This window comes from Mesorhizobium sp. WSM4817, from assembly GCF_055811135.1.
In genome coordinates this window covers 157730-181406 of the sequence record NZ_JBVVQQ010000014.1, presented here as the reverse complement: position 1 = coordinate 181406, position 23677 = coordinate 157730, and the positions used below count along the sequence as shown (strand labels likewise).

Genomic DNA, 23677 nt, shown 5'->3' with positions numbered 1-23677 from the left:
GTCTTGCCATGATCGACATGGCCAATCGTGCCGATGTTCACATGAGGCTTTGTACGCTCGAATTTACCTTTTGCCATAGTCTCTTTCCTTGGACGGCCGGGACCTTCAGTTCAGTCGAATGCGGGGCGATTAGCGACTGCGGCCGAAAAACACAAGTGTCTTGTGGCCGGGGCTTTCTCACCCGGTCTGAACCCATGATCCGGTTTTCGGGGATGTGGCGCGGATATAGGAACGAACAAGAAGAAATGGAATGGCCGAAGACAGGTTCCGCGGCTGCCGGCATTCAGCCGACGGATATTGCCGCTTCCGCCTGTCCGCCTTGCCGGATTTACTGCCGGATCTGGCCCATTGCCGGTGTGACGCCGGTCTGATTTCCTGATCCGATGCATTTCATTCCGATCGCCATCCGCGGCCCGCTGTTCATGATCCTGTCGACCGGGTCCTATGTCGCCAACGACACCATGTTGAAGCTCGCGACGGTTGGGCTGCCGCCCTATGAAGTGCTGTTTTTGCGCGGGACGGCGGCAACGCTGTGGGGCATCCCGTTGCTGTTTGCGCTGGGCTACGCCAGGCAGATCCCGCTGATCCTCGACAGGAGAGTGTTGCAAAGAAACCTGCTCGAGCTGGCGGCAATCCTTTGCTACGTGGTGGCGCTCGCCAACATGCAGATCGCCGATTCGACCGCCCTGGGACAGATCACGCCGCTGCTCATGCTGATTGGCTCCTCTGTCCTGTTCGGCGAACGGATCGGCGGCTTGCGCATGGCGCTGATCGGGCTCGGCTTCATCGGAGCGGTGATGGTGGCGCAGCCGACGATGCAGGGAATCTCGGTCTACGCCTTGCTGGCGCTCGGCAATGCGGCGTTCGCCGCCGCGCGCGATCTCGCCGGGCGCCGGGTCGCCGCCGACGTGCCCGGAATGATCGTCGCAATTTCCGCGGTGGTGGTGGTGCTGGTCGGATCAGGCGTCGCGCATCTGATGTCGGAGCGTTGGGTGGCGCCCGAGACGCATCATTTACTGCTGATGGCCGGGGCCGGATTGTTCCTGATTTTTGGCCATTTCTTCATCTTCATGGCCTATCGCGCCGGGCCAACCGGCGTCGTGGCGCCGTTCTATTACTGCTTCACCGTCTGGGCGGTCATTTCCGGCCTGGTGGTGTTCCAGCAATTGCCGAACGCGCTGGCGATCGGCGGCATCCTGCTGGTGGTGACCAGCGGGCTGACCATCGTGTCGCTCGACGAGCGCAGGCGCCGACTGACCGTGGTGGCATAATTTGGGCAGTGGTGACCTAAACAACGGACCACAAATTTCAACTTGGCCGCTGCCCGCAAAAAATGGAGAAACCTGTGACAAGCCAGGAGAATGCCGGCAACCGCATGCTTGCCGGAAAATGCCTGTGCGGCGCCGTGCAATACGCGGTGGCCGACGAGTTCATCTACGCCGCCAACTGCCACTGCTCGAACTGCCGGCGCACCACCGGTTCGGCTTTCAAGCCGTTTGCGGCATCGAGCGTGAGAGACTGAGCCTGACCAAGGGCGAGGACAACCTCCTGATCTTTGGCGATGAGACCGGCCACAACGTGCACTGCAAGACTTGCGGCTCATTGCTCTACTCGGTCGTCCGCGACGGCGCCTTCGTCCACGTCACCATGGGAACCCTCGTCGACGAGCCGACCATCCGTCCGACGCAGCACATCTTTGTCGGCTCCAAGGCGAAGTGGTTCACGATCGCCGACGGCCTGCCTCAATATGAAGAGCATGTCGCCGGAGGTGCCGACTGAAGACCTGGCGATGTGGATGACGGTACTGCCGCTCAGGCACTACAGAACCGCTACAGACAGTGACACGCAGTGACACGGTGCATTTTCGAGGAAGTTGTTTTTGATAATGACTTCAAAAACATGCTTGGAGCGGGTAGCGGGAATCGAACCCGCATATTCAGCTTGGAAGGCTGCTGCTCTACCACTGAGCTATACCCGCGCATTTCACCCGAAAACCGCTATGCACTTTTCGGTCCGAGGCTTTGCGTTTCAGGGCTTCCGGGCCGGCAGTGGTGGAGAGGGTTGGATTTGAACCAACGTAGGCATAGCCAACGGATTTACAGTCCGTCCCCTTTAACCACTCGGGCACCTCTCCAGTCTGCCGCCGGAGCCATGCAACGAGGCATCGACGCGTCGCGACCGCGTGAGCAGCCCGTCGCGAAGCGCCTTATGGCGGCAGCGCCCAAAACTGTCAACCGCAACATCCCGGCAAAACGCGCTGAATTTCTCGACGACCCGACGAGCAGGGTTTTGCGGCTGTATCCATAGGCGAACGACACGGCTATAGAACCGGCCATGAGCAACGACAATAAGCCCAAAACCCCGAAAGACACCCACTACGCCAAGCTGCGCCGCGCGCATCGCGACGAGAAGAGCGGCGGCGCGCCGGCGTTCAGGCCGCGCCAGCCGGTACCACCAGGAGAGACCGCGGCGGACGGCCTGGTGCGGCTGTACGGCCTGCACACGGTGCGAGCAGCACTCGACAATCCGCGCCGGCGGATCAAGAAGATGCTGGTGACGCGCAACGCCGCCGAGCGGCTGGCGATCGCCGACCTCGCCGCCCTGCCCTTTGAGACAGAGATGGTCGAGCCGAAAGACATCGACAAGGTCACCGGCTCCGACGCCGTGCATCAGGGCGTGCTGATCGAAGCCGAGCCACTAAAACCCAAGCGGCTCGATGCACTCGGTGATACAACGCTGGTGCTGGTCCTCGACCAGGTCACCGATCCGCATAATGTCGGCGCGATCCTGCGCTCGGCGGTCGCCTTCGGCGCCGGCGCGCTGATCACCACGGCGCGCCACAGCCCGCATGAATCCGGCGTGCTGGCAAAATCGGCCTCCGGCGCGCTGGAGCATATCGACCAAATCGAGGTAAAGAACCTCGCCGACGCGCTCGGCCAGTTGCACGAGGCCGGCTTCCAGACCATCGGCCTCGATTCGGACGGACCGGCGGAACTCGAAAAGAGCTTTTCGGGAGAAAAGATCGCGTTGGTGCTGGGCGCCGAGGGCAAGGGCCTGCGCCAGAAGACCCGTGAAACGGTGACGACGCTGGCCAGGCTCGACATGCCCGGCGCCATCCGCTCGCTCAACGTGTCGAACGCCGCGGCGGTGAGCCTTTATGCGGCGAGGAAGTTTTTGGGTTAGGGGAGTAGGGGAATAAGGGAGTAAGAATAAGGCAGCGAGAAAGGCGGGTTGCGGCTCGCTGCAAGCGCTATCCCTACTGCCCTACTGCCCTACTGCCTTACTGCCCTATTCCCTATTCCCCTATTCCCCTACTCCCCTACTCCCCTACTCCCCTAACTCCTGCCCCGCCATTCGCTCCAGCGCCTTGACCAGCGCCGAATGATCCTCCTTGGCGCCGCCATTGGCCGCGCAGGAGTTGAACAATTGCTGCGTGGTCGAGGTGTTGGGCAGCGCGACGCCGAGGGTCTTGGCGCCTTCGAGAGCGAGATTAAGGTCCTTCTGGTGCAACTCGATGCGAAAGCCCGGCGCGAAGCTGCGCTTGATCATTCGTTCGCCATGCACTTCGAGGATACGCGAGGCCGCCAGCCCGCCCATCAGCGCTCGCCGCACCTTGGCCGGATCGGCGCCGGCTTTCGATGCAAAAACAAGCGCTTCCGCGATCGCTTCAATGGTCAACGCGACGACGATCTGGTTGGCGACCTTGGTAGTCTGGCCGACGCCGTTGGGGCCGACCAGCGTGATGTTCTTGCCCATTTTTTCGAACACCGGCCTGGCGCGCTCGAAGGCCTTTTCCTCGCCGCCGACCATGATGGTCAGCGACGCGGCCTTGGCGCCGACCTCGCCGCCCGACACCGGCGCATCGAGATAGTCGCCGCCGAGGTCGTTGATCTTCCTGGCGAAAACCTTGGTCTCGATCGGCGAGATCGAGCTCATGTCGATGACCAGCTTGCCCGCGGTCAAACCCGAGGCGACGCCGTTGTCGCCGAACAGCACGTCGGCCACCTCAGGCGTGTCGGGAACCATGGTGATGATGATCTCGGCCGTCTTTGCCACGGCGTGATGGCCGGTGACGGTTTTTAGACCTTTGGCGACAAGATCGGCCGGCGGTTTCGAGCGATGGTCGCTGGCGACGACGGTGTAGCCGGCGTCGAGCAGATGCCCCGCCATCGGCGTGCCCATGATGCCGAGGCCGATGAAGCCGATGGTTTCCATTGATGTTTCTCCCTGGTATTTTCCTTGTTAAGGCCGCGTTCCGTTGCGCCCCCCCTCTGGCCTGCCGGCCATCTCCCCCACAAGGAGGGAGATTGGATGTCACCGCCGCTTTCGCCGATCTACGAGGTTTTAGAAAGTTACAAGCCGAGGCCGAAACTGCCGATCTCCCCACTCGTGGGGGAGATGGCCGGCAGGCCAGAGGGGGGCGCGACGGAACGCGACATTTATTGCTACGTCCCGACCCTACGCCGCCGCCTGCCCTGCAAACTCCCGGAACCAGCCCAGCCCGGCTTCCGTCCCGCCCTTCGGCTTGTATTCCGCCCCGATCCAGCCGGTATAGCCGATGCGGTCGATGTGACTGTACAGAAAAGGAAAATTGATCTCGCCCGTCCCCGGCTCGTGACGGCCGGGATTGTCCGCCAGCTGGATATGCGCGATGCGGTCGAGGTTTGCCTCGATGGTGCGGGCGAGATCGCCCTCCATGATCTGCATGTGATAGATGTCGTATTGCAGGAACAGGTTTTTTGAGCCGACGCGGTCGATGAGCGCCAGGGCCTGGTCCGAATAGTTGAGGAAGAAGCCGGGAATGTCGCCGGTGTTGATCGGCTCGATCAGCAGCCTCACGCCGGCCTGCTCCAGCTTCTCGGCCGCGAAAGCCAAGTTCTCGGCGAAGACGTCTTCCAGCACCGAACGCTCGACGCCTTGCGGTGCGATGCCGGCGAGGCAGTTGACCTGTTCGCAACCCAGCGCCTGCGCATAGGTGATCGCCTTGGCGATGCCTTGCCGGAACTCGGGAACACGATCCGGCAACACCGCAATGCCGCGCTCGCCCTTTGCCCAGTCGCCGGCCGGCAGGTTGAACAGCACCTGCGTCAGGCCGTTCTTCTTCAGCCTCGCCGCAACGACATCGGGCGCATGGTCATAAGGGCCGATATATTCGACACCCCTGAAACCGGCGCGGGCGGCGGCTTCGAAGCGGTCGAGGAAATCGTGCTCGCCAAAGAGCATCGAAAGATTGGCTGAAAACCGTGGCATTCTTTTTTCTCCGTTCAGTCCAGCATGACGATCGCCGTCGGCGCGTCTTCGTGATGTTCGGCAAGGTCCTCGAATTCGGTGATCTTGTCGATTTCGGTGCCCATCGAAATGTTGGTGACGCGCTCCAAGATGAATTCGAGCACGACCGGAACCTGGTGCTCCTTCATCAGGCGCTGCGCCTGCTTGAAGGCGCCGGCGAATTCCTCCGGCCTGCGCACCCGGACCGCCTTGCAGCCCATCGCCTCGGCGACAGCGACATGGTCGACGCCGTAGCCAGCCTCTGGATCGTCTTTCCGGTTGACGTTCTCGAAGGCGAGGCTGACCTCGAAATCCATCGAAAAGCCGCGCTGCGCCTGGCGGATCAGGCCAAGATAGGCATTGTTCACGACGACATGGATATAGGGCAATTTGTGCTGCGCGCCGGCCGCCAGTTCCTCGATCATGAACTGGAAATCATAGTCACCGGACAGCGCCACGATGTTGCGCTGCGGGTCGGCGGCGCGAACGCCAAGTGCGGCCGGCAGCGTCCAGCCGAGCGGGCCGGCCTGGCCGCAATTGATCCAGTTGCGCGGCTTGTAGACATGCAGGAACTGGGCGCCGGCGATCTGCGAAAGCCCGATCGTGGTGACGTAGGTGGTGTCGCGGCCGAATGCCTTGTTCATCTCCTCGTAGACGCGCTGCGGTTTTAGCGGCACCTGGTCGAAATGCGTCTTGCGCTTCATCGTCTTCTTGCGGCCCTGGCATGCCCTGGCCCAGCCCGACCAGTCGCGCAGTTTTTCCGCCGTCTTCCATTCGGTGGCGACGTCGAGCAGCATTTTGAGCGCCGCACCGGCATCCGAGACGACACCGAGGTCCGGCGCGAAGACACGGCCGATCTGGGTCGGCTCGATGTCGACATGGATGAATTTCCTGCCCCTGGTGTAGACGTCGACGGAGCCAGTGTGGCGGTTGGCCCAGCGGTTGCCGATGCCGAAGACGAAATCGGCCTCGAGCATCGTCGCGTTGCCGTAACGATGCGAAGTCTGCAGCCCGCACATGCCGGCCATCAGCCGGTGGTCGTCGGGGATCGCGCCCCAGCCCATCAGCGTCGGGATCACGGGCACGCCGGTGACTTCGGCGAACTCGATCAGCAGATCCGAGGCATCGGCATTGATGATGCCGCCGCCGGCGACGATCAACGGTCTTTCCGCCGCGTTGAGCATTTTCAGCGCTTTCTCGGCCTGGCCGCGCGACATTGCCGGCTTGAACGGCACCAGCGGCTCATAGGCGTCGATGTCGAACTCGATCTCGGCCAGTTGCACGTCGACCGGCAGGTCGATGAGAACCGGCCCCGGCCGCGACGAGCGCATCAGGTGGAACGCCTTCTGCAGCGCCATAGGCACCAGATAGGGTTCCATCACGGTGACCGCCCATTTGGCCACGGGTGCTGCGATGGCGGCGATGTCGACGGCCTGGAAATCCTCCTTGCTGAGACGCGCCCGCGGCGCCTGGCCGGTGATGCAGAGGATTGGGATGGAATCGGCCGCGGCCGAATAGAGCCCGGTGATCATGTCGGTGCCGGCCGGGCCGGACGTGCCGATGCACAGACCGATATTGCCTGATCTGGCGCGGGTATAACCTTCGGCCATGTGCGAGGCCGCCTCGACATGGCGCGCCAGGATATGGCGGATCGTACCCCTCGCCTTCAGCGCCGAATAGAACGGGTTGATGGCAGCACCCGGCACGCCAAAGGCGCAGGAGACGCCTTCTTTTTCCAAAACGAGAACCGCTGCGTCGACTGCGCGCATCCTGGCCATGTCAGCCTCCACGGAATTGTTGATGGCCGAGAATGGCAGCGCGCCACTTATTTTTCAATTTTTTCAGAATATTTTTTCATTTCCAAGAACTGGCTTCTACGTCATGATTTCATAGCTTTTTCTGTTTTCCACAAAACTTGTTGGCCAAATCAGTGAAAAACTTTTTCATTGCGCATTTGGCGAAATCGGCAAGAATGCCACTATGGAGACCGCCGAAAAACGCCAGCGCGGACGGCCGCGCGCCTTCCACGGTCCGGCCGAGGCGACTTCGGTGCAGTCGCTCGACCGGGCGCTGCGCATCCTGGCCATCGTCGCCGAAGGCAGCGGCCTGTCGCTGAGCGAGATCGTCGCGCAGAGCGGCCTCCCCGCCTCCACCGCCTACCGCATGCTGACGACGCTGGAAAACCACGGCATGGTCGAGTTCGACAGCAGCGACCAACTGTGGTCGATCGGCGTCGAGACCTATCGCATGGGCGCGGCGTTCCTGCGCCGCCGCAAGCTGGTCGACCGCGCCCGCATCGTCATGCAGGAACTGATGGAGAAGACCGGCGAGACCGCCAATCTCGGCGTTGCCGAGGACGACTGCGTCGTCTTCGTCAGTCAGGTCGAGACGCATCAGGCGATCCGAGCCTTCTTCCGGCCGGGCACGCGCAGCTCCTTCCATGCATCGGGCATCGGCAAGGCGGTGCTGGCGCATCTCGAGCCGCAGCGCGTCGGCGCCGTCCTGCGCCGGACCGGGCTGGAGCGCTTCACCGAAAAGACGCTTTCCGACATCTCGGCGCTGGCCCGTGATCTGGTGACGATCAAGCTGCGCGGCTGGTCGGTCGACGACGAGGAACGGCACCCCGGCATGCGCTGCGTTGCCGCCGCCATCTTCAACGAGTTCGGCGAGCCGATCGGCGGCGTTTCGGTTTCGGGACCGACGGTGCGGGTCACGCCGGAGCGGCTGGCCGAGATCGGCCCGCTGGTGCGCGATGCGGCAGCGGCGGTAACGAAGATGATCGGCGGCAGGACGGCTAAGGCCTGACGCCATAAGCGCGAGCGGGCAACCCTCCAGACAAAGAAAAAGGGGCCGTGGGGTGCCCCTTCTTCCGGTTGCCTGAACGGTCCTCTCAAAGCCGGCAGCGGTGACGATAGCCGTCGTAGCCGACATAGGTGTCGGAGTACGGATCGTAGCTCTGATAGCGGTTAAGGCAGCGCCGGACGTGCCATGAGCCGCCATTTTCCTGGATGTAGACGGTGCGCGGCTGGGCGAGCGCGGTGCCGAGCAGGAAGCCACCGACGCCGGCGGCGATGCCGATGCCAAGGTGCTTGTTGTGATGGTGCTTGTGATGGGCGGCCGAAGGCTGAACGGTCCCGGCCAGCATGGCGGCGGCGACAGTGGTGGCGATGAGGCCGGAAACGATGGTGCGCTTGAACATGACGATCTCCTTGCTGGAGAGGCGATCCATCCGCCTCTTGACCATCTGTCGTGGCAGCAAGGAAAAAGGTTCGACGGTTTTTTGGATTTTTCCGAAAGTGCAAAGCTGCGGTCTGAACTGAGCTTGCGGCGCGTACCGGCGAGGAGCGCCGGTCGACAGAGCCTCTACAACCGTCCTCTTAACCGCAAGGAAAACGGTTCGACGCTTTTCGATTATTATGAACTGGGTTTGTGCCAGGCGCGCAATTACGACCGGTGAAGAGCGCCGGTCGGCAGTCCGGCGGCAGGAGGCCTCAGCCCATGCCGGTGATGTGGCGCAGCCAGAAGGCAAGCGCGATGAAGCCGATGATGGTGGTGACGCCGGTCCAGTCGACATTGGCGCTCTTCAAAACCTTGATGAGCTTCACCAGGAGAAACCAGGCCACGACGACGATCAGGGCAATGACGACAAGTCTGATCATGCGACACCCTCGCCTATGCGATTGCACCTTCGAACGATATAGGAAGCCAATTGGCCGTTTTCAGGATGCCCGCCGGCAGCTCCGGCGCGCTCAAAACCGAGTTTTGTCTTTACTGGCGCACCAAATATGCTAACCGGAGCGCCGTGCCCTTGTAGCTCAGCTGGTAGAGCAGCGGTTTTGTAAACCGAAGGTCGGCGGTTCGATTCCGTCCGGGGGCACCAGTAAAATCAAATACTTAGTTGCATTCTGCAGTTCTCAATGACCTGGATTTTTCCTGCTTGGGTAATCGTAGGGGTAAATGCGCCGCCTTAGCTTGGCTGGTAGAGACGTACCTTTGCAAATTATGGAGCAGGGGTTCGAGTCCCTCAGGCGGCGCCCTGTCTCGGCTGCGTCCATTAAAGCAATTGCATGCCTCTTCATCACATTGTTAACTGCCAGTGCTACGCTAAATGTGGACACTAGTGGGGAACAGCGATGCGGATTGAGCCTGAAATTGGTGGCGCATCGGTCGTTGTGGTCGGGAATTTTAACCCTGCCATTTTCACCCCACATTGGCTTAGTAGCCAAGGTCTGATTACGACTGCAGAGGCCGATGCTGCAAACGTTGTCCTGATACACTCCGAGGTGGCTCAGATCGAGTTCGCCAACACAATCATGAATGCCCACCCCCATCAATTCTCCCTTGAAACTACCCAAGCCCCGTGGGTGTCCTTGGTCGATCTCGTCGGCAGGATTTTTGGTGAAGCGCTGCCGCACACCCCAATCTTTCAGTTTGGCATAAACAGAAATGTGCATTTCAGTGTTGAGAAAGAGGCAGTCAGAAACCAAGTCGGAAGGCTTCTAGCGCCGCTTGAACCTTGGGGTGAATGGGGCCAGGAAATTGCTAGTCAAGACGTGCCGTATAGAGGCGGCGTTTCCAATTTAACTTTGCAGCAAAAGTGGTCAGACAATGCATTCAAGGGATCTTTGAACGTTACCGTCGAACCGTCCGTTAAGATAGCTGGCAATACCGGCATATACGTCCGGGTAAACGACCACTGTGAAATTGTTGACCGAGAAGAGATTGACGGAACAGCAAAACTGTTAGCTTTTATGCGAACTCGATTTGACGATTCCATTCGCAAGTCGGAACAGATAGTAGACCAAGTGATGTCGTTGAGAGAGCGCTTTTCCTGATATGCTGAATACGAATGCAGCAAAGACCATCGACAATCGCTCTTCCGAGCGCCCCACCGCATGGCACTGGGGTTCGGGGGGACAAGACTTGACGATACCGCTCTCCGAGCCCGACGCCGACGTGGTGACTCTGCCTGAGAAGGAACAAGAGGAAATCCACGACAAGGCGGCCCAACAGCTTCCCGATCTCGTCACTCACTTTAGCCGTGGAAATAATAAGCAGCCGAACGTACCTCAGGTAAGCGCTTCCGGGGTTCTTACGCGGCGCTCCTTTCTGCAACCCCTCCAAGAGTGGGAGGGCTATGTGGTCACAATTTCGGAGGAAACGTTTACGGCGCGGTTGCTCGACGTCACTGCCGGTAGCCGAATTGAGGAAGAGCAAGTTGAATTTATCAAGGAAGACCTGTCTGACACGGACCTCACGCTGCTGCACGTGGGCGCAATCTTCCGTTGGGTGATCGGATATCACAAGGACCCGGGCGGCTCAAAGCGGCGCGTCTCGCAGATTGTTTTTCGCCGACTCCCGGCTTGGACAAAGATGGACTTTCTGTCAGCCCGCCAACGCGCACTCGATCTAAAATCGGCTCTTGTTTGGGAAGACTAGGTCATGGACACGCCGGGGGCGGGCGAGGTCGAGGTGTGTCTGCTTGGGCCGGGATTTGGTGAATCATGCGTGGTTCATTTAGGCGATGGCAAATGGGTAATCGTTGACTCGTGCATTGATCGCGACACTCGGCAGCCTGCCCCTCTTGAATATCTGAAATCTATAGGCGTGCCCCTTTCGGCCGTCGAGTTGATCATCGTCACGCACTGGCATGATGATCACGTGCGGGGCTTGACACAGGTCGTTCAGGAATGCGCAGACGCTCGGGTCTGCCTATCTGCTGCATTCGGAACTAATGAATTTTTGAATTTCGTATCAGTCTACTCTCGATCTCGGAATGCGGTCACGAGTTCGGGTGTCGACGAAATCGCCGGGACTCTCGGGACGATTCGAGATTCAGGACGCAAACCAGTTCCAGTAACGGCAGCCAAGTGTCTCCTGCAAAGACCTTCGTTGATCGGTCCATATGACATTGCTGTGTGGGGCCTTTCGCCATCGGACGCACAATTCGGATTAGCCATGGCTCATATCGCCGGCCAAATTCCTGGCTTAATGCAACCCAAGAGCCGCGTACCGGAACCAGAACAAAATGACCTCTCCATAGCTGTTTGGATTCGGGTCGGCGATGTGGCGATTTTGCTTGGAGCTGACCTTGAAGAGTCCGGGCATCCTGAGCACGGCTGGAGCGCTATTCTTGCCAATCCAGGCCGGCCACTCGGTAAGGCAATTTTGTTCAAAATACCACATCACGGTTCCGCCAACGGACACCATCATGGCGTCTGGGAGGAAATGCTCGAAAGTACGCCCACCACCATACTGACCCCATGGAATAGAGGGCCCGGCCTGCCGAGAGACACCGACGTAGACCGCATTTTAGGATATGCGCCACAAAGTTTTACGACTGCAAGGCTGCCAGCCGGAAGGTTTCGAAAACCTCGCACCCGAGCCGTGGAAAAAACTATGGCGGAGGTGGCCAGAAACATAACCGCCACGCTCCCTCCGATCGGCAGAATTCGCGCGCGCTTCACGCCCCCAGATACGAACATCTCTATTGATCTCACCGGGCAAGCCACCCACCTCTCAGAATACGTGTACACACCGGAGAATTAGCGAGATCGACGGTTCGTCGAGGCGAATCGATGATGCCGCAACAGCAGGAAAGGCAATTTTACCCCTGCAATTACCCTGGCGCCGTTCGTCGCACTAAACGTTCATTGTTACGTTGAATTCGCGGCTCGATCGCGGAGCCAAGCGTCTGTTTGAATGTTTGCTGCTCACCGTTTCAGCGAAGTGCGATCGACCTATGTAGACTTGTCTTTCTTCAGAGCCGTCAGGCGCGTGAGCAGCGAAGTGTACTGATAGACCGCCTTCAGAAGCTCTTTCGCAAGTTCAATCGCAAGCTCTGCCTCTTCCTCTCCGATCTTATCGTAATCCTTCGCTTCAATGTGGGCAGCATCATTTCCCAGAACCCGCAATTCGTCCGCCGCGTTTAGCAATTCGGTTGGAATGATCGCCACCGCGCTCAACGCGACAACCCTGGCCTTTAGGTTCGCCCCAAACGCCTTTTTGTCCTCGCACAATTCTTCAAGAGTGCGGCGCACCATCAACGCGGATGCTCGATAACAACCGGACGCATGGCATTTAACAGCCTCTTCCAGCGATGCCAGAATACGCGGCGGCAAATTGCTGGCGTCGAAATCGATCACTTCGGGTGGGAAAGTCACTGTCTCTCCGCCCGGCTTCTGCCGGGCAAAAAACAACACGGAATTGCATTCAGTGTTTGGACAGACCCGAATTCCAAAGCTTTTCGTGCCGATCGGCACATACCGTCCGTTTGCGTTCTTTTCGACTACGGCGCAGCTTACGTCATTCAGGCCAACGTTGGAAAAACTTCCTACGTGCCTGCAAGCTGGACATCTGACGTTGATCGACGGCGGATCAGTCGGGGTAAAATGCCCGGTGGTTTTCAAATACAAGAGCGGATTCCCCCCAACGGCGACTTACTTTCGCGCACTACCATGCGGCGAGGATTTCGCAAAAGAAGTTGTTGTGTTGTGCGCGTCAATCTGCCAATTGCCCCAGGTGGCGGCCCTCTTCATCGAGCGCCTGGCGGAGCCGGGTCCATCAAAGGTATCTTTCGCCCTCGTCGCGGTGTTCGAAGCAGAACCAATGCGGTATCTGCTTGGCTTGGCAAATCCCCAACCGGCATCTTTTCCGCACCCGCCGTTCGCGAGCGCCTTCTACAAAAAGCGCAAAAATCTCGCGAACTAACTACATTTCTAACATTGACGGCCGCAAAATCCGGTATTGTATAGGGGCTTCCGAAATCAAAGGAGGCTCCCATGGCAACTTACCGTGACATTCAGAACCATACTCGCCGGACTCGGTCCTTTGTGCCGAAGCCGTGCTGGATAGCTCATATCCTGTCGGATTACGGGTTGACGACGCGCCAAGCTTACAATCGCTACGACCCCAACAGGCGCGAACATCCCTGCCCGCCACATAGGCGGCGCGATCTGGAAGCGGCTATGCGAGAGGTCGGCGCGCTGCCGAACTAGATTTCAAACCGACTCACAATCAAAATTCACCCCTACGATTACCCCTGTCCGCGCCCGTTGCGTCGATCGCATCGTTGATCGTTGAATTCATTGCAATTCGTCGTCGCCTACCGCGAGATACCGTCCGTTCGGGTATTTGATGCTCTGGTCATTGAACCAGTTTCGGCGTAGCCGATGCGGCATATGCTGCGGCCAACTCTGTAAAGCCTTCGGGGTCCGATGCTCTTGCCCGTTCGGTGAAATATAGCTGTTCACCTTGCGGAGCTTGCTTAAGTCCCGGCGCACACACGATCTGACTCGCCGCAATCAGCACGTCACGGAACAGCATCGAGCCGGAGAACATCTTAAATACAGCATCACCAAACGCCTTGATCGATGCCCGCGGCATCTGCTCGTCGCGCAACCATGCGGCAAATGCGGTGATGTCTGCGGCGTCCAGATAGAGCTTAGACCTGTCCATATAAACGTTGCGATCGGCAACATGAACGTGGGTGCGCTCAAACGAAGCGTCCAAATAATTCACACAAATTGCGTGTGGATTAACATGCGAGTCAGTGCTTTTCTGACTTTTTCACAATCTTATTGCCGTTCAGCAACACATAGATATTGGTGCTTTCGACAAAGATACGCTCAGCGGTCATTGCTGTTGCTCTATTCTCTTAAATCGATGGAACGCGGCTGATGTCGCCGGGACTGTCAAAATTGATAGTTGATGTGATTGGGCGATCTCCATCATATTCGCCGTAAACGATTGCCAGTCGAGGCTGGCCTTTCGGATTTTGCCGCGCTGCGCGAGGGGGACGAGGGCTAATCGGGACCTCTAGATCCCATACATCAGGGCAATGAAGAATACCGGTGCAAAAATCAGGAAGATCGCCATTACTATAATCACGGCGAGGGCCAGGCGCTCTGTTCGCCTGACGATTGCAACGACGTCGTCGTCGCTCGACGAAACAAGATCAACCGCCGAAAAATCTGTTGAGTCAGGAGTTTGATTGTCATTGGCGGGTCGGCTCGCGACCGCATCGGCATTCTGTTTGCTCAGGATAAGGGTCACAGTTCTTTCCGCCGTTAGGGTGCCATATCGGGTGCCTGCCGATGAGTATACAGCGAGGCACCCGGAACCACCGATGAAGGGACTTTGCTCGGCGGCCAAATACCAATCCTTTGCCAAGATCTTGGTTGCCAGCCTCAGCCCTCTGTCTTTAACGCACAGACTTCAGTCTTACTGCGTCATGGACCATAGCCCGGCGCCGGAACTAAGTGCCCGCCGCTCCCGTTGCCGACCAGTGATAATTGAGAATAGGAGATAGTCATGGCTGACGGTCCCACCGTTGTTAACTCAGGCGGAAATGGCGCCGGCACCGCTGTCGCCGTCGTTCTCGCTATTATCGCAATCGTGATCCTGCTGTTGTTCACCGGCGTTATCAACATCAACGGCGGGGGTACCGGAAAGGACGTCGACGTAAAGGTTGAAGCGCCTAGGGTTGAAGCGCCCAACGTCGAAGCGCCAGCCGCGTCCGCTCCGGCAGAGCCGAGCGCACCTGCCCCAGCCGCGCCCGCTCCGGCAGAGCCGGCCGCACCCGCTCCGGCAGCACCTGCTCCGGCAGCACCTGCTAACGGCGGCTGATCGTGACATCGGATATCAGGCCCGGCGGGATGCGCTTCCGGGCTTGACGTTGAGGGCCGTCCACACTCTGCAAAGCGGCCCACGCAACAGAAAGCCGTTCGATGGAGTTTCAGTCAGTTGCGGGGACCAGCAAAGGAGGATCGCTTATGAAGATGCTCGTCACCTTCCTGGCCGGCATTTCGCCCCGCTGACGCTTCTGCCGCTTGGAAAAGATATCAATGACCAAGTTGGTGCACCCGCTTCTGCAACATAATTTCGGTTAATGATGGCGACAGCTATCTACCGATAGAGTCTCGGGTACTTGGCCTTCTCAGTCTGGCAATCATCCCTGCGCCGCACCGCTTTGTTGTAAGCGGCTTCATGCGGATGGCCCTCTTGAACTTAGGTGGATTGGGTGTCAGGTGTTTATCGACACCGTCGTACAAAAGGACTGGAACGGCTATAATGGCTTTTCCATTTTCGTTCAGCTTCAGCGCCCGGCATCTCTGCGCAACGCCGTTGACGTTACCTGCCATTGTAGCGGCCAAATTCAACTTGGCGTCGGCCATCCGAGCCAGGAAAATAATGTTTTGCGGCACTCCCTGTCCGGCTGAAGCGGCCGAAGATAGGACGCAAACTGCCGCGCCGAGGACAATCAAAATCCGGTTCAACGTTGCCCCCCTCGATATTTGGCGATCTCGACCCAAGCATCGCCCGACCCTGCAAAGCGAGGTTGAAATAATTCAATTCGAAAAGCAATTGGCGTTACGCGACATTGCTAGGATCACCGCACCCCATAACCTCGCCACCGCGTGTTCGATCAACATGTCGATGATCTGGCAGTAGCCGACGCGAGATTATAAGCAGGCGGAATGGTTATTGAGTTCGAAGCGTGCCCTGCTCTTTAGCGACGGCGTCGAAGCTTTCCTGGGGCGAAGCTTGATCCTAAGATGTAGCCGAAGGGGCACAGGAGACGCGGTTACTGTGATCCCCCGACATTCTTTCCGGCACGGCATGGCTTGGTCATCGCTTTCTCTTTGTCATGAGTGCGCGGACTTTGACGATCATCGCAGCATTGGACTTCAGCTGAAAGGCACGGATCTTTCGCATGTGTCGATCGGCTACCTCCTTGTAGTAAAGGATCGGCCGCATCGCTCGCTCGTATGCTGCTTCTTGTCCGGCGCACAATTGCTGCGCTTTTCTCGCTAACGAATACGGATTGCCGCGCTGAACTGACAGCTTTGCCGACCACAACTGATTGCATTTAATCAAGGCGCTCTGTTCGGCCTTGTACCTCGGATCGACTGCTGCTCGGGCGTCAGCAGTAAAAATCGTAAGTCCCACTAGTGGCGCGAGTAAAAGACGCTTCATTGCAGCCCCCAAGAGGGGTAACACAAACCGATATTTCTCTACCTTTCAAGCCCGACGCCCTAGTGATCGTCAGGGTCGGCCGAAATCTGCTCATCCCCGATTTCCACAGGCCGGGGCCATAGCCCATCAGCTTGAACACATATATTCGCTAGCGGACCACAGGTATTCCCCTTGCGGAAACCATAGGAGTCGCCGTTGGAGCAGAAACGCACGATCGCCCCCTTAATTGGTGGGATGTATGGCAGCCTTGCTGCCCTCGCGTTGGCGTGCGGTTTCCGCTTCCTGATGATTGCCGATCCCGATCCGACCTCGCAGGCAACGATAGCCTTTTCGGGATTGGCCTTTTCGATCTGTTTCAGCCTGGCCTTCCTTCGCGAGCATCGACGCCAGATCGCTGCCGCCAGAGAATTTCTAAGCCGCCCAAGATCGTATCAGGACTAATCCCCCGCGCTTCGCAAAGCAAAGCGCCATGCCTCCGGCCCGTGGCATCAGAACCAATGGATGCAACAGGGATGCGGACCGGCCGGCATCTCCTGCTCCCGGCCATTAATGCCATTCGATTAAAATGCCCCTATGTATATTAGCAATCGCTCAATTTCGCGCGCTGACAATGTCCGGGCGGTGGGCTAAACAACGGGTGGTGTCATGCGAAGCGACTTCGCTGCGGCGCGCGAGCTCTTGGAGTGCGCCCAAAACCGGCTCTGCGGCATGGATGAAACGAGCCAGCGCGTCAGCGAGGCACTGGACTTGCTGATTGAAGAAATAGCCATCGCCGAATTCCGTAAGGCGCCACTGACCGTCGTGCCGTTTCCACGTGCGCGGCCACCCAGGCATGCTCGGTAGAACACCGCCGATGTAGTCGACAGCGGAAGTGCTCCCACCAGCGGAATTGAACCTGCGCGATTGCGGCTTAGCGGCGTTCGGGCCACAGAAATCCCATCGGGAGCCCTTCACACCGCGATCGCCGCCACCAGAATCCGGTTCTGCCTTCGTATAGCGGCGCGCAGTTCGGCAATCCTCGCCCCGTCGCGCTTCACGAATTCGATGAACATCATGTTCATGTTGTTGAACACCAGTTCGCCGAGCGCCTGCCCGTCGATATCGCGGCGGACCAGGCCGATCGCCTGCAGCCGGGCGATCAGCGCGCGGATCTGCTCGGTCAGCGCCCGGTCGAGCGCCGTGTAAGCCTGGCCGAACGGGCTGTCGGGCAGTTGCGTCGAGATCGCCATCGCCTGCCGCCACATCTCCTTGCTGAGATAATGCAGCGAATGCTCGATATAGATGCCGAGCAGCGTATCGAGCGCATCGCCGACATTGGCCGGCGGGTTGGCGACCACGCCCTGCCCGGCATTGAGCACCTCGTTGACCTCCATCGAGACGATGGCGCCGAGGATGTCGCCCTTGTTCTGGTAATAGTTGTAGATCGTGCCGACCGAGACTTCCGCCTGCGCCGCGATCGTCTCGATCTTGGCGGCTTCATAGCCGGTGTCGCGAAAAAGCGCCGCCGCCGCCTCGATGATGCGGCGATGCCGATCCGCCTTTTGCCTTGCCCGCAATCCGCTCATATCGGCTATCTGCCATAAAAACAGAATTGACTCAATTTTAGAATTGGTTCAATTTTTTGCCAGAAGCCAGAAAGGCAAGGGAGAACACTCGATGACCATCAATCCAGACATCTCGAATCCAGCAACCAGGAAGCCGCTTTCCGATCTGAAGAGCCACCTCCACGGTGCATGTGCGGCGACAGCGCTGCTGTTGGCGACGGGCACACTCGCTCAGGCCGCCGATCTCAACGCCTTGATCTGGTGCGATCACGCCGACCCGGCGCTGCTGCAGCCCTTCGAGGAGGCCAATGGCGTCAAGGTCAATGTCAAGGAATTCGAAGGCACCGGCGCCGGCATGGCGATTGTCGAGCAGTCGCAGCCCGGCGATTGGGACGTGATGGTGATCGACAGCATCGACATACCGCGTGGTGTCGAAAAGGGCCTGTTCGAACCGCTGCCGGAAGACGAGCTGCCGCTGGCAGACCTTTTTCCCCAGGTGAAGATGGACAGCTCCACCGTCGTCGACGGCAAGCGCTACGGCGTCACCGAAAAGTTCGGCTACAACACAATCGGCTACAACAAGACCAAGGTCGATCCGGCCGACATGCAGTCGCTGGCCGCGCTGACCGGCGACAAATACAAGGGCAAGATCGCCATCTACGACTATTACCTGCCGGTCATCGGCATGGCAGCGCTGGCGATCGGCAAGAAGACCGCCGAACTGACCGAAGCCGACCTTCCGGCTATCAAGCAAGAGCTGCTCAAGATGAAGGCCAATGCCAAGCTGGTCGGCGAAGTGACCGCCAGCCAGACCGCGCTGGCGACCGGCGAGGTCGACATTCTGGTCGGCGGCGGCGAATGGGTGACAGCCGGGCTGGCCAAGGAGAACCCTGCCCTTGACTTCTCGATTCCCAGAGAAGGTGCTGTGCTGTGGTCGCAGTCGCTGGCCATGTTCAAGGATTCCAAAAACAAGGACACGGCGCTAAAATTCATCCAGTACATTATGAGCCCTGAAGGCCAGGCGCGGCTTGCCACCTCGGCCTGCTATTGGGGCATGCCGGCGAATACCAAGGCGGCTCTGACCGATGAGCAGAAGAAGATCCTGCGCTTCGACGAGCAGCCGGATTTCCTCGCCCGCGCCCAGCCCTACCCGGCGCCGGATGCCGATCTCGACAAGAAGATGCAGGACGTCTGGACCGAAATGCTGCAGGCGCAGTGACCGGTCGCCGGTCGTGAACTCTGCCACCAACAGCGGGCGTGCCCTGCCCCGGGCGGGCCGCGCCCTGCCCCGGGCGGGCCTGCCCTGGGCGCTGGTCACGCCGGCGCTCGGCTGGACGCTGCTGTTCTTCGTGCTGCCATTCGTCGCCATGGGGTTTTCCAGCCTGACGGCGCATGACGGCGGCGGCTTTACACTCGCTAATTACAGCCAGTTCTTCACCAACCCGGCCTATTGGCAGGCGATGGTGAATTCGCTGCAGGTCACAGCCATCGTCACCGTGATTTCGGTGCTGCTCGCCTACCCTTTCGCCTGGATCCTGGCCGAACAGGTGCCGGAGCGCTGGCAGCGGCTGGCGCTGATGCTGGCGGTGCTGCCGTTCTGGACCTCCTATGTCGTGCGCTCCTATTCCTGGCTGCTGGTGCTGGCGCAAAACGGCGTGATCAACCGCGCGCTGACCGGCTCCGGCCTGTTCAGCGAGCCGCTGCAGCTCGCCAACACGCGGCTGGCAACGGTCATCGGCTTCGTGCACTTCTTCGTCATGCTTTTGACGCTGACGATCTTCGCCAATCTGAAGCAGCTCAGCCCGAGCTACCGCAAGGCAGCCGCCGATCTCGGCGCCGGGCCGGTGCGCACGTTCCTGCATGTCGTCCTGCCGCTGACCTTGCCCGGCATCATGGTCGGCGCCTTCCTCACCTTCGTGCTGTGCATCGGCGACTACATCACGCCGCAGATCCTCGGCGGCAACAACGAGCTTTTGATGCCGCAGCTGGTGATGATGCAGATCGGCCGGCGCGGCGACTTTCCACTCGCCTCGGCGCTGTCGATTATCCTGATGGCGGTGGTCACGATTGCCTATCTCGCCTGCGCCCGCTGGCTCAAGATCGAGCGGGCCTGACCGTGCGCGCGCTTGTCCGCATCGTCTCCTGGCTCTACGCCGTCGCCATCTATGGCTTCATCTTCCTGCCGGTGGTCGTGCTGGTGCTGTTTTCGCTGCAGGCGACGTCGTTTCCGATCCCTCCCTTCACCGGGCCGTCGCTGCGCTGGTACGACGCCGTGCTCGCCGACACGCGGCTGACCTCGGCGCTGGTCAATTCGCTTCTGGTCGCGGCCCTCTCCTCGGCTGCCGCAGTCACGCTCGGTTTCCTCTCTGCCTGGGGTTTTGCGCGTTTCGTCCTGCCCGGCTCGGCCCTGCTGCGCGGGCTGATCACGCTGCCGCTGACCGTGAGCTATCTCATCATCGGCATGGGGCTGCTGGTGCTGTTCAACTGGGCCGGCATACCGAAATCGCTGCTTGCCGCCGGCATCGGCCATGTCGTGATCAACCTGCCGCTCTGCTTTGCCATCATCTACAGCCAGATGGGCGACCACCAGATCAACATCGAGCGTGCCGCGCGCGACCTCGGTGCGCCCGAATGGAAGGTGCTGCTGCTGATCACCGTGCCTGTCATGGCGCCAGCGATCTTTGCCGGTTTCTTCCTGTCGATGACCTTCTCCTGGGACGAATTCGTGATCTCGTTCCTGCTGACGCGTTTCGACACGACGCTGCCGGTCGAGATCTGGAACCTCCTGCGCTCCGGCCTCAATCCCAAGACCAACGCCGTCGGCTCGCTGGTCTTCGCCGTCTCCATCGTGCTGGTCGTGCTTTTTGAACTGATGCTGTTGCGGAGGAAGCCGGCATGACCGCGCCACTGGTCGATGTCCGCGCGGTCTCGCATCGCTTCGGCCAGCACACCGTGCTGAGGAACGTGTCGCTGCAAATCGAGCCGGGCAGCTACACCATCCTGCTCGGCCCGTCGGGCTCCGGCAAGACGACGCTTTTGTCCATTCTCGGCGGCTTCGTCACGCCGAGCCAAGGCAAGGTGCTGATCCGCGGCGAGGACTGCACCGCGGTGCCGCCGGCGAAGCGCCCGACGACGACGGTGTTCCAGGACTATGCGCTGTTTCCGCACATGAGCGCCGGCAGCAATGTCGGCTTCGGCCTGCGCATGCAAGGCGTCGATGCCGCGACACGGACCACGCGGACGCGCGAGGCGCTGGCGCTGGTCGGGCTGGCCACCGCCTTCGACAAGAAGCCGCACCAGCTTTCCGGCGGCCAGCGGCAGCGCGTCGCGCTGGCCCGCGCGCTTGTCGTCGAGCCGGCCGTGCTGCTGCTCGACGAACCGCTCGGCGCGCTCGACCTAAAACTGCGCCGGCAGATGCAGGACGAGTTGAAAGCGATCCAGAAACGCGTCGGCACCGCCTTCATCCATGTCACCCACGACCAGGAAGAGGCGATGGCGCTGGCCGACCATTGCGTGGTGATGAATGACGGGCGCATCGAGGACGAAGGGCCGCCGGAGCGCGTCTATGCGCGGCCGGCGACGCGCTTTTCCGCAACCTTCATGGGTGAGAGCACGCTGATATCGGGAACGGTGACGGCGGCGGAGCACGGAACAATCACTGTCGCGACCCAAATCGGAGCGCTTTCGCTAACCGGCACACTGCCGGCCGGAACGACTGTCGCCCTCGCCGTTCGTCCGGAGCACCTTGTCCTCGGCACAACCGGCGGCGCGGTAAGGCTCGGCACGGCCAAGGTGAGCGACGTGGTGTTTCAGGGCAGCTTCAAGCGCGTGCTTGCTGTCTCCGAGAAAGACCCGGCGCTGCACTTCATCGCCAGGGTTCCCGCTGCTGCGGTCGTCCAGCCGGGCGACATCTCTGCGGTTTCGTGCGACGCTGGCGATGTCATTCTTCTGGCGGGCTGAGCCATGGGCACGCTTCCGATCATCGACGCACCGAATTGGTATGAAGCCATCCGTATGAGCGATGGCGTGACGCTGATCCACGAGCCGTGGATCAAGCCGTTCTTTCGCTGCAACATCTGGCATGTGCGCGGCCGCGATCGCGATCTTCTGTTCGACACCGGCCTCGGCCATTTCAGCCTGCGGCGCCACGTCCCGCTGGTGACGGAGCGAAAGCTCGTTTGCGTAGCGAGCCACACGCATTTCGACCATATCGGCTGCCATCACGAATTTCCGGACCGTTGCGTGCATGCGGCCGAAGCGGAAATCCTCGCCGATCCGCGCAATGAATGGACGGTCGCCGACCGCTACGCGACCGACGCCATGTTCGACGCAATGCCGCAGGGCTGGGATGCCCCGCGCTACCGGATCCAGCCGGCGCCGGCCGATCGTTTGCTTGGAGAAGGCGATTTCGTCGATCTCGGCGACCGTGCCTTCGATGTGATCCACACGCCGGGCCATTCACCCGGTGGCATCGCGCTCTACGAGAGGAAGACCGGCATCCTGCTTTCCGGCGACATCGTCTATGACGGCCCGCTGATCGACGATGTCTATCATTCCGCTGTCGACGACTATGTCGAGACGCTGCTGCGGATGCGCGAGCTCGATGTTACGGTCGTGCATGGCGGGCACTTCCCGAGCTTTGGCAAGGTGCGCTACCGCCAGCTTATCGACGAGTATCTCGCACAAAAGCGGCAGGCCGGCTGCCATCTGCTGCAGGCGCGCTAAGCACCGGCCTCCTATCGCGAGAAGTGCTTGGCGAAGTCACAACGCCCGTTGCGGGCACGGCGTGCCGGCGGCATCGCCGCAGCGTGAAGCCGTGGGTTGGGGTCTCAAACTCGTCTGTTCCGACTGGCGCACCAGTTGGGCAAAGGCAAGCGCGAAACTTCCCAGCATCAGGACGATGACAATCAGGCGTGTTACCGGCAATAAATCGGTCCGACTAGCTGGCCCCCACGCCGCCCATCCACTGCCGGCTAACATGGTCGATCCGGCTTTACGAGAGTTTAATTCCCGTCTTAACCATCACTTTCGCTTGTCACTCGACACGATGCGCGAGCAGCAGGCCGGCGGCTCCTCCCGGCGCTGTATCAAGCGGCGCCAGATGTCTCGCTTTGCAGATCTGCCAGCCCATGCTAACCCGGCGCTGGCGCGGCCCAAGCAAACCGGTCGCCACCGACCGGTCGCCATCAACACTCGCCATTGGGGAGCCATGAACAAAGCCGCCAGCCGCTTCGCTTTCGTCTCGTCCGACACCGCCGACGCCAAGGCGGCGCTGGAGAGCCTTTCGGCGCGCTATGGCCAAGCACCCATCGAGGATGCAGAGATCGTCGTGGCGCTGGGCGGCGACGGCTTCCTGTTGCAGACCTTGCGCGACACGATGAGCACCGGAAAAAAGGTCTACGGCATGAACCGTGGCACCATCGGCTTCCTGATGAACGAATACCGCGCCAGCGGTTTGACCGGGCGCATCGCCGCGGCCGTTGCCGAAACGATCCGTCCGCTGGAGATGCAGGCGGTGATGGCAGAGGGCGAAACGATCTCGGCGTTGGCGATCAATGAGGTTGCGCTGTGGCGCCAGTCCTACCAGACGGCCAAGATCCGTATCACCGTGGACGGGCAAGTGCGGCTGGAGGAATTGAACTGCGACGGTGTGATGGTCGCGACGCCGGCCGGCTCGACCGCCTACAACCTGTCCGCGCACGGACCGATCCTGCCGCTCGACGCGCCGCTGCTGGCGCTGACCCCGGTCAGTCCGTTCCGCCCGCGCCCCGGGGGGGGGGGGGGGGGGGGCCGAAACCCCCCCCGGGGGGGGGGGGGGGGGTGGTGAGGGGGGGGGGGGGGGGGGGGCGCGCAGGGGCGGGGGGGGGGCGGGGGCGGGCGCGGGGAGC

25 protein-coding genes, 3 tRNA genes and 3 pseudogenes are annotated in these 23677 nt (G+C 60.3%); 18 read left to right on the top strand and 13 right to left on the bottom strand.

Annotation, left to right across the window (positions count from 1 at the left end; all coding sequences use genetic code 11):
• Positions 1 to 77 (bottom strand): annotated as a pseudogene (locus AC0L2K_RS20360) (GTP-binding protein); the annotation flags it as partial.
• Between the two features lie 306 nt (positions 78 to 383).
• Here AC0L2K_RS20360 and AC0L2K_RS20355 point away from each other — a divergent pair.
• Together AC0L2K_RS20355 and AC0L2K_RS20350 are read left to right on the top strand one after the other, a co-directional pair.
• Complete coding sequence (locus AC0L2K_RS20355; RefSeq protein WP_128186838.1) at positions 384 to 1271, top strand: DMT family transporter; 888 nt, start codon at positions 384 to 386, stop codon at positions 1269 to 1271.
• Between the two features lie 62 nt (positions 1272 to 1333).
• A pseudogene (locus AC0L2K_RS20350) lies at positions 1334 to 1779 on the top strand (GFA family protein).
• A 125-nt stretch (positions 1780 to 1904) separates the two neighbouring features.
• Here the strand turns inward: AC0L2K_RS20350 and AC0L2K_RS20345 are convergent.
• A tRNA-Gly gene (locus AC0L2K_RS20345) sits at positions 1905 to 1978 on the bottom strand.
• A 71-nt stretch (positions 1979 to 2049) separates the two neighbouring features.
• A tRNA-Tyr gene (locus tag AC0L2K_RS20340) sits at positions 2050 to 2134 on the bottom strand.
• Positions 2135 to 2334: 200 nt separating this feature from the next.
• On the opposite strand from AC0L2K_RS20340, the gene AC0L2K_RS20335 reads away from it, so the two are divergent.
• On the top strand, positions 2335 to 3183 hold the full coding sequence (locus AC0L2K_RS20335; RefSeq protein ID WP_287248052.1) for a TrmH family RNA methyltransferase: 849 nt from the start codon (positions 2335 to 2337) through the stop codon (positions 3181 to 3183).
• Between the two features lie 144 nt (positions 3184 to 3327).
• Here AC0L2K_RS20335 and AC0L2K_RS20330 read toward each other — a convergent pair whose 3' ends face one another.
• The 3 genes from AC0L2K_RS20330 to gcl all read right to left on the bottom strand — a co-directional run bounded on the left by AC0L2K_RS20330 (position 3328) and on the right by gcl (position 7046).
• Complete coding sequence (locus tag AC0L2K_RS20330) at positions 3328 to 4215, bottom strand: 2-hydroxy-3-oxopropionate reductase (RefSeq protein ID WP_473532143.1); 888 nt, start codon at positions 4213 to 4215, stop codon at positions 3328 to 3330.
• Positions 4216 to 4458: 243 nt separating this feature from the next.
• Positions 4459 to 5250, bottom strand: coding sequence for a hydroxypyruvate isomerase (hyi, locus tag AC0L2K_RS20325; RefSeq protein ID WP_473532142.1), 792 nt, complete (start codon positions 5248 to 5250; stop codon positions 4459 to 4461).
• Between the two features lie 14 nt (positions 5251 to 5264).
• Positions 5265 to 7046 (bottom strand): glyoxylate carboligase, encoded by a 1782-nt coding sequence (gcl, locus tag AC0L2K_RS20320; protein WP_473532141.1) that lies wholly within the window; start codon positions 7044 to 7046, stop codon positions 5265 to 5267.
• A gap of 202 nt (positions 7047 to 7248) precedes the next feature.
• Here gcl and bhcR point away from each other — a divergent pair, with 202 nt between their 5' ends.
• Positions 7249 to 8073, top strand: coding sequence for an HTH-type transcriptional regulator BhcR (gene bhcR / locus AC0L2K_RS20315; protein ID WP_473532140.1), 825 nt, complete (start codon positions 7249 to 7251; stop codon positions 8071 to 8073).
• Positions 8074 to 8158: 85 nt separating this feature from the next.
• On the opposite strand, the gene AC0L2K_RS20310 is transcribed toward bhcR, so the two are convergent.
• Positions 8159 to 8467 carry a BA14K family protein gene (locus AC0L2K_RS20310; protein WP_023798132.1) on the bottom strand — a complete coding sequence of 103 codons (309 nt, stop codon included), beginning with the start codon at positions 8465 to 8467 and terminating at the stop codon, positions 8159 to 8161.
• 292 nt (positions 8468 to 8759) lie between these two features.
• Entirely contained in the window at positions 8760 to 8927 is a 168-nt protein-coding gene (locus tag AC0L2K_RS20305; RefSeq protein WP_023798133.1) for a hypothetical protein, read from the bottom strand.
• A gap of 145 nt (positions 8928 to 9072) precedes the next feature.
• On the opposite strand from AC0L2K_RS20305, the gene AC0L2K_RS20300 reads away from it, so the two are divergent.
• The 4 genes from AC0L2K_RS20300 to AC0L2K_RS20285 all read left to right on the top strand — a co-directional run bounded on the left by AC0L2K_RS20300 (position 9073) and on the right by AC0L2K_RS20285 (position 11817).
• Positions 9073 to 9148, top strand: a tRNA-Thr gene (locus tag AC0L2K_RS20300).
• A gap of 253 nt (positions 9149 to 9401) precedes the next feature.
• Positions 9402 to 10103, top strand: coding sequence for a hypothetical protein (locus AC0L2K_RS20295; RefSeq protein WP_473532139.1), 702 nt, complete (start codon positions 9402 to 9404; stop codon positions 10101 to 10103).
• 88 nt (positions 10104 to 10191) lie between these two features.
• Positions 10192 to 10707, top strand: a complete 516-nt coding sequence (locus AC0L2K_RS20290; RefSeq protein ID WP_473532138.1) for a hypothetical protein — start codon at positions 10192 to 10194, stop codon at positions 10705 to 10707.
• A 3-nt stretch (positions 10708 to 10710) separates the two neighbouring features.
• Entirely contained in the window at positions 10711 to 11817 is a 1107-nt protein-coding gene (locus tag AC0L2K_RS20285) for an MBL fold metallo-hydrolase (RefSeq protein WP_473532137.1), read from the top strand.
• 191 nt (positions 11818 to 12008) lie between these two features.
• Here the strand turns inward: AC0L2K_RS20285 and AC0L2K_RS20280 are convergent, their stop codons facing one another.
• Entirely contained in the window at positions 12009 to 12530 is a 522-nt protein-coding gene (locus tag AC0L2K_RS20280; RefSeq protein ID WP_473532136.1) for a DUF4145 domain-containing protein, read from the bottom strand.
• 100 nt (positions 12531 to 12630) lie between these two features.
• Between AC0L2K_RS20280 and AC0L2K_RS20275 the strand changes: the two genes are divergently transcribed.
• Positions 12631 to 12978: a hypothetical protein gene (locus tag AC0L2K_RS20275; protein ID WP_473532135.1), complete on the top strand. Its 348-nt coding sequence runs from the start codon at positions 12631 to 12633 to the stop codon at positions 12976 to 12978.
• Positions 12979 to 13413: 435 nt separating this feature from the next.
• On the opposite strand, the gene AC0L2K_RS20270 is transcribed toward AC0L2K_RS20275, so the two are convergent.
• Both AC0L2K_RS20270 and AC0L2K_RS20265 read right to left on the bottom strand, forming a co-directional pair.
• Entirely contained in the window at positions 13414 to 13788 is a 375-nt protein-coding gene (locus AC0L2K_RS20270; RefSeq protein ID WP_473532134.1) for a hypothetical protein, read from the bottom strand.
• Between the two features lie 297 nt (positions 13789 to 14085).
• Entirely contained in the window at positions 14086 to 14322 is a 237-nt protein-coding gene (locus AC0L2K_RS20265; protein WP_473532133.1) for a hypothetical protein, read from the bottom strand.
• A gap of 258 nt (positions 14323 to 14580) precedes the next feature.
• Between AC0L2K_RS20265 and AC0L2K_RS20260 the strand changes: the two genes are divergently transcribed.
• Complete coding sequence (locus AC0L2K_RS20260) at positions 14581 to 14895, top strand: hypothetical protein (protein ID WP_473518437.1); 315 nt, start codon at positions 14581 to 14583, stop codon at positions 14893 to 14895.
• A gap of 401 nt (positions 14896 to 15296) precedes the next feature.
• Positions 15297 to 15488, top strand: coding sequence for a hypothetical protein (locus AC0L2K_RS20255; RefSeq protein WP_473532132.1), 192 nt, complete (start codon positions 15297 to 15299; stop codon positions 15486 to 15488).
• 409 nt (positions 15489 to 15897) lie between these two features.
• Here AC0L2K_RS20255 and AC0L2K_RS20250 read toward each other — a convergent pair whose 3' ends face one another.
• Positions 15898 to 16245 (bottom strand): hypothetical protein, encoded by a 348-nt coding sequence (locus tag AC0L2K_RS20250; RefSeq protein WP_473532131.1) that lies wholly within the window; start codon positions 16243 to 16245, stop codon positions 15898 to 15900.
• Between the two features lie 195 nt (positions 16246 to 16440).
• Between AC0L2K_RS20250 and AC0L2K_RS20245 the strand changes: the two genes are divergently transcribed.
• On the top strand, positions 16441 to 16686 hold the full coding sequence (locus tag AC0L2K_RS20245) for a hypothetical protein (protein WP_287171862.1): 246 nt from the start codon (positions 16441 to 16443) through the stop codon (positions 16684 to 16686).
• Positions 16687 to 17195: 509 nt separating this feature from the next.
• Here the strand turns inward: AC0L2K_RS20245 and AC0L2K_RS20240 are convergent.
• Entirely contained in the window at positions 17196 to 17810 is a 615-nt protein-coding gene (locus AC0L2K_RS20240) for a TetR/AcrR family transcriptional regulator (RefSeq protein ID WP_473532130.1), read from the bottom strand.
• A 91-nt stretch (positions 17811 to 17901) separates the two neighbouring features.
• On the opposite strand from AC0L2K_RS20240, the gene AC0L2K_RS20235 reads away from it, so the two are divergent.
• The 6 genes and pseudogenes from AC0L2K_RS20235 to AC0L2K_RS20210 all read left to right on the top strand — a co-directional run.
• Positions 17902 to 19008 (top strand): polyamine ABC transporter substrate-binding protein, encoded by a 1107-nt coding sequence (locus AC0L2K_RS20235; RefSeq protein ID WP_473532129.1) that lies wholly within the window; start codon positions 17902 to 17904, stop codon positions 19006 to 19008.
• A 13-nt stretch (positions 19009 to 19021) separates the two neighbouring features.
• Positions 19022 to 19903, top strand: a complete 882-nt coding sequence (locus tag AC0L2K_RS20230; protein ID WP_473532128.1) for an ABC transporter permease — start codon at positions 19022 to 19024, stop codon at positions 19901 to 19903.
• A gap of 2 nt (positions 19904 to 19905) precedes the next feature.
• Positions 19906 to 20688 (top strand): ABC transporter permease, encoded by a 783-nt coding sequence (locus AC0L2K_RS20225; protein WP_473532127.1) that lies wholly within the window; start codon positions 19906 to 19908, stop codon positions 20686 to 20688.
• A complete protein-coding gene (locus AC0L2K_RS20220) occupies positions 20685 to 21749 on the top strand; it encodes an ABC transporter ATP-binding protein (protein ID WP_473532126.1) in 1065 nt (354 codons plus the stop codon). The genes AC0L2K_RS20225 and AC0L2K_RS20220 overlap by 4 nt, the downstream gene beginning before the upstream one ends.
• A 3-nt stretch (positions 21750 to 21752) precedes the next feature.
• A complete protein-coding gene (locus tag AC0L2K_RS20215; RefSeq protein ID WP_473532125.1) occupies positions 21753 to 22514 on the top strand; it encodes an MBL fold metallo-hydrolase in 762 nt (253 codons plus the stop codon).
• A 484-nt stretch (positions 22515 to 22998) separates the two neighbouring features.
• Positions 22999 to 23556 (top strand): annotated as a pseudogene (locus tag AC0L2K_RS20210) (NAD kinase); the annotation flags it as partial.
• Positions 23557 to 23677 lie beyond the last annotated feature (121 nt).

Coding starts and splice junctions, on each gene's coding strand:
- AC0L2K_RS20285 (WP_473532137.1), top strand. CDS start 10,711: ATGGACACGCCGGGGGCGGGCGAGGTCGAGGTGTGTCTGCTTGGGCCG.
- AC0L2K_RS20355 (WP_128186838.1), top strand. CDS start 384: ATGCATTTCATTCCGATCGCCATCCGCGGCCCGCTGTTCATGATCCTG.
- AC0L2K_RS20235 (WP_473532129.1), top strand. CDS start 17,902: ATGACCATCAATCCAGACATCTCGAATCCAGCAACCAGGAAGCCGCTT.
- AC0L2K_RS20335 (WP_287248052.1), top strand. CDS start 2,335: ATGAGCAACGACAATAAGCCCAAAACCCCGAAAGACACCCACTACGCC.
- AC0L2K_RS20240 (WP_473532130.1), bottom strand. CDS start 17,810: ATGAGCGGATTGCGGGCAAGGCAAAAGGCGGATCGGCATCGCCGCATC.
- AC0L2K_RS20215 (WP_473532125.1), top strand. CDS start 21,753: ATGGGCACGCTTCCGATCATCGACGCACCGAATTGGTATGAAGCCATC.
- hyi (WP_473532142.1), bottom strand. CDS start 5,250: ATGCCACGGTTTTCAGCCAATCTTTCGATGCTCTTTGGCGAGCACGAT.
- AC0L2K_RS20305 (WP_023798133.1), bottom strand. CDS start 8,927: ATGATCAGACTTGTCGTCATTGCCCTGATCGTCGTCGTGGCCTGGTTT.
- bhcR (WP_473532140.1), top strand. CDS start 7,249: ATGGAGACCGCCGAAAAACGCCAGCGCGGACGGCCGCGCGCCTTCCAC.
- AC0L2K_RS20295 (WP_473532139.1), top strand. CDS start 9,402: ATGCGGATTGAGCCTGAAATTGGTGGCGCATCGGTCGTTGTGGTCGGG.
- AC0L2K_RS20310 (WP_023798132.1), bottom strand. CDS start 8,467: ATGTTCAAGCGCACCATCGTTTCCGGCCTCATCGCCACCACTGTCGCC.
- gcl (WP_473532141.1), bottom strand. CDS start 7,046: ATGGCCAGGATGCGCGCAGTCGACGCAGCGGTTCTCGTTTTGGAAAAA.
- AC0L2K_RS20220 (WP_473532126.1), top strand. CDS start 20,685: ATGACCGCGCCACTGGTCGATGTCCGCGCGGTCTCGCATCGCTTCGGC.
- AC0L2K_RS20250 (WP_473532131.1), bottom strand. CDS start 16,245: ATGAAGCGTCTTTTACTCGCGCCACTAGTGGGACTTACGATTTTTACT.
- AC0L2K_RS20330 (WP_473532143.1), bottom strand. CDS start 4,215: ATGGAAACCATCGGCTTCATCGGCCTCGGCATCATGGGCACGCCGATG.
- AC0L2K_RS20260 (WP_473518437.1), top strand. CDS start 14,581: ATGGCTGACGGTCCCACCGTTGTTAACTCAGGCGGAAATGGCGCCGGC.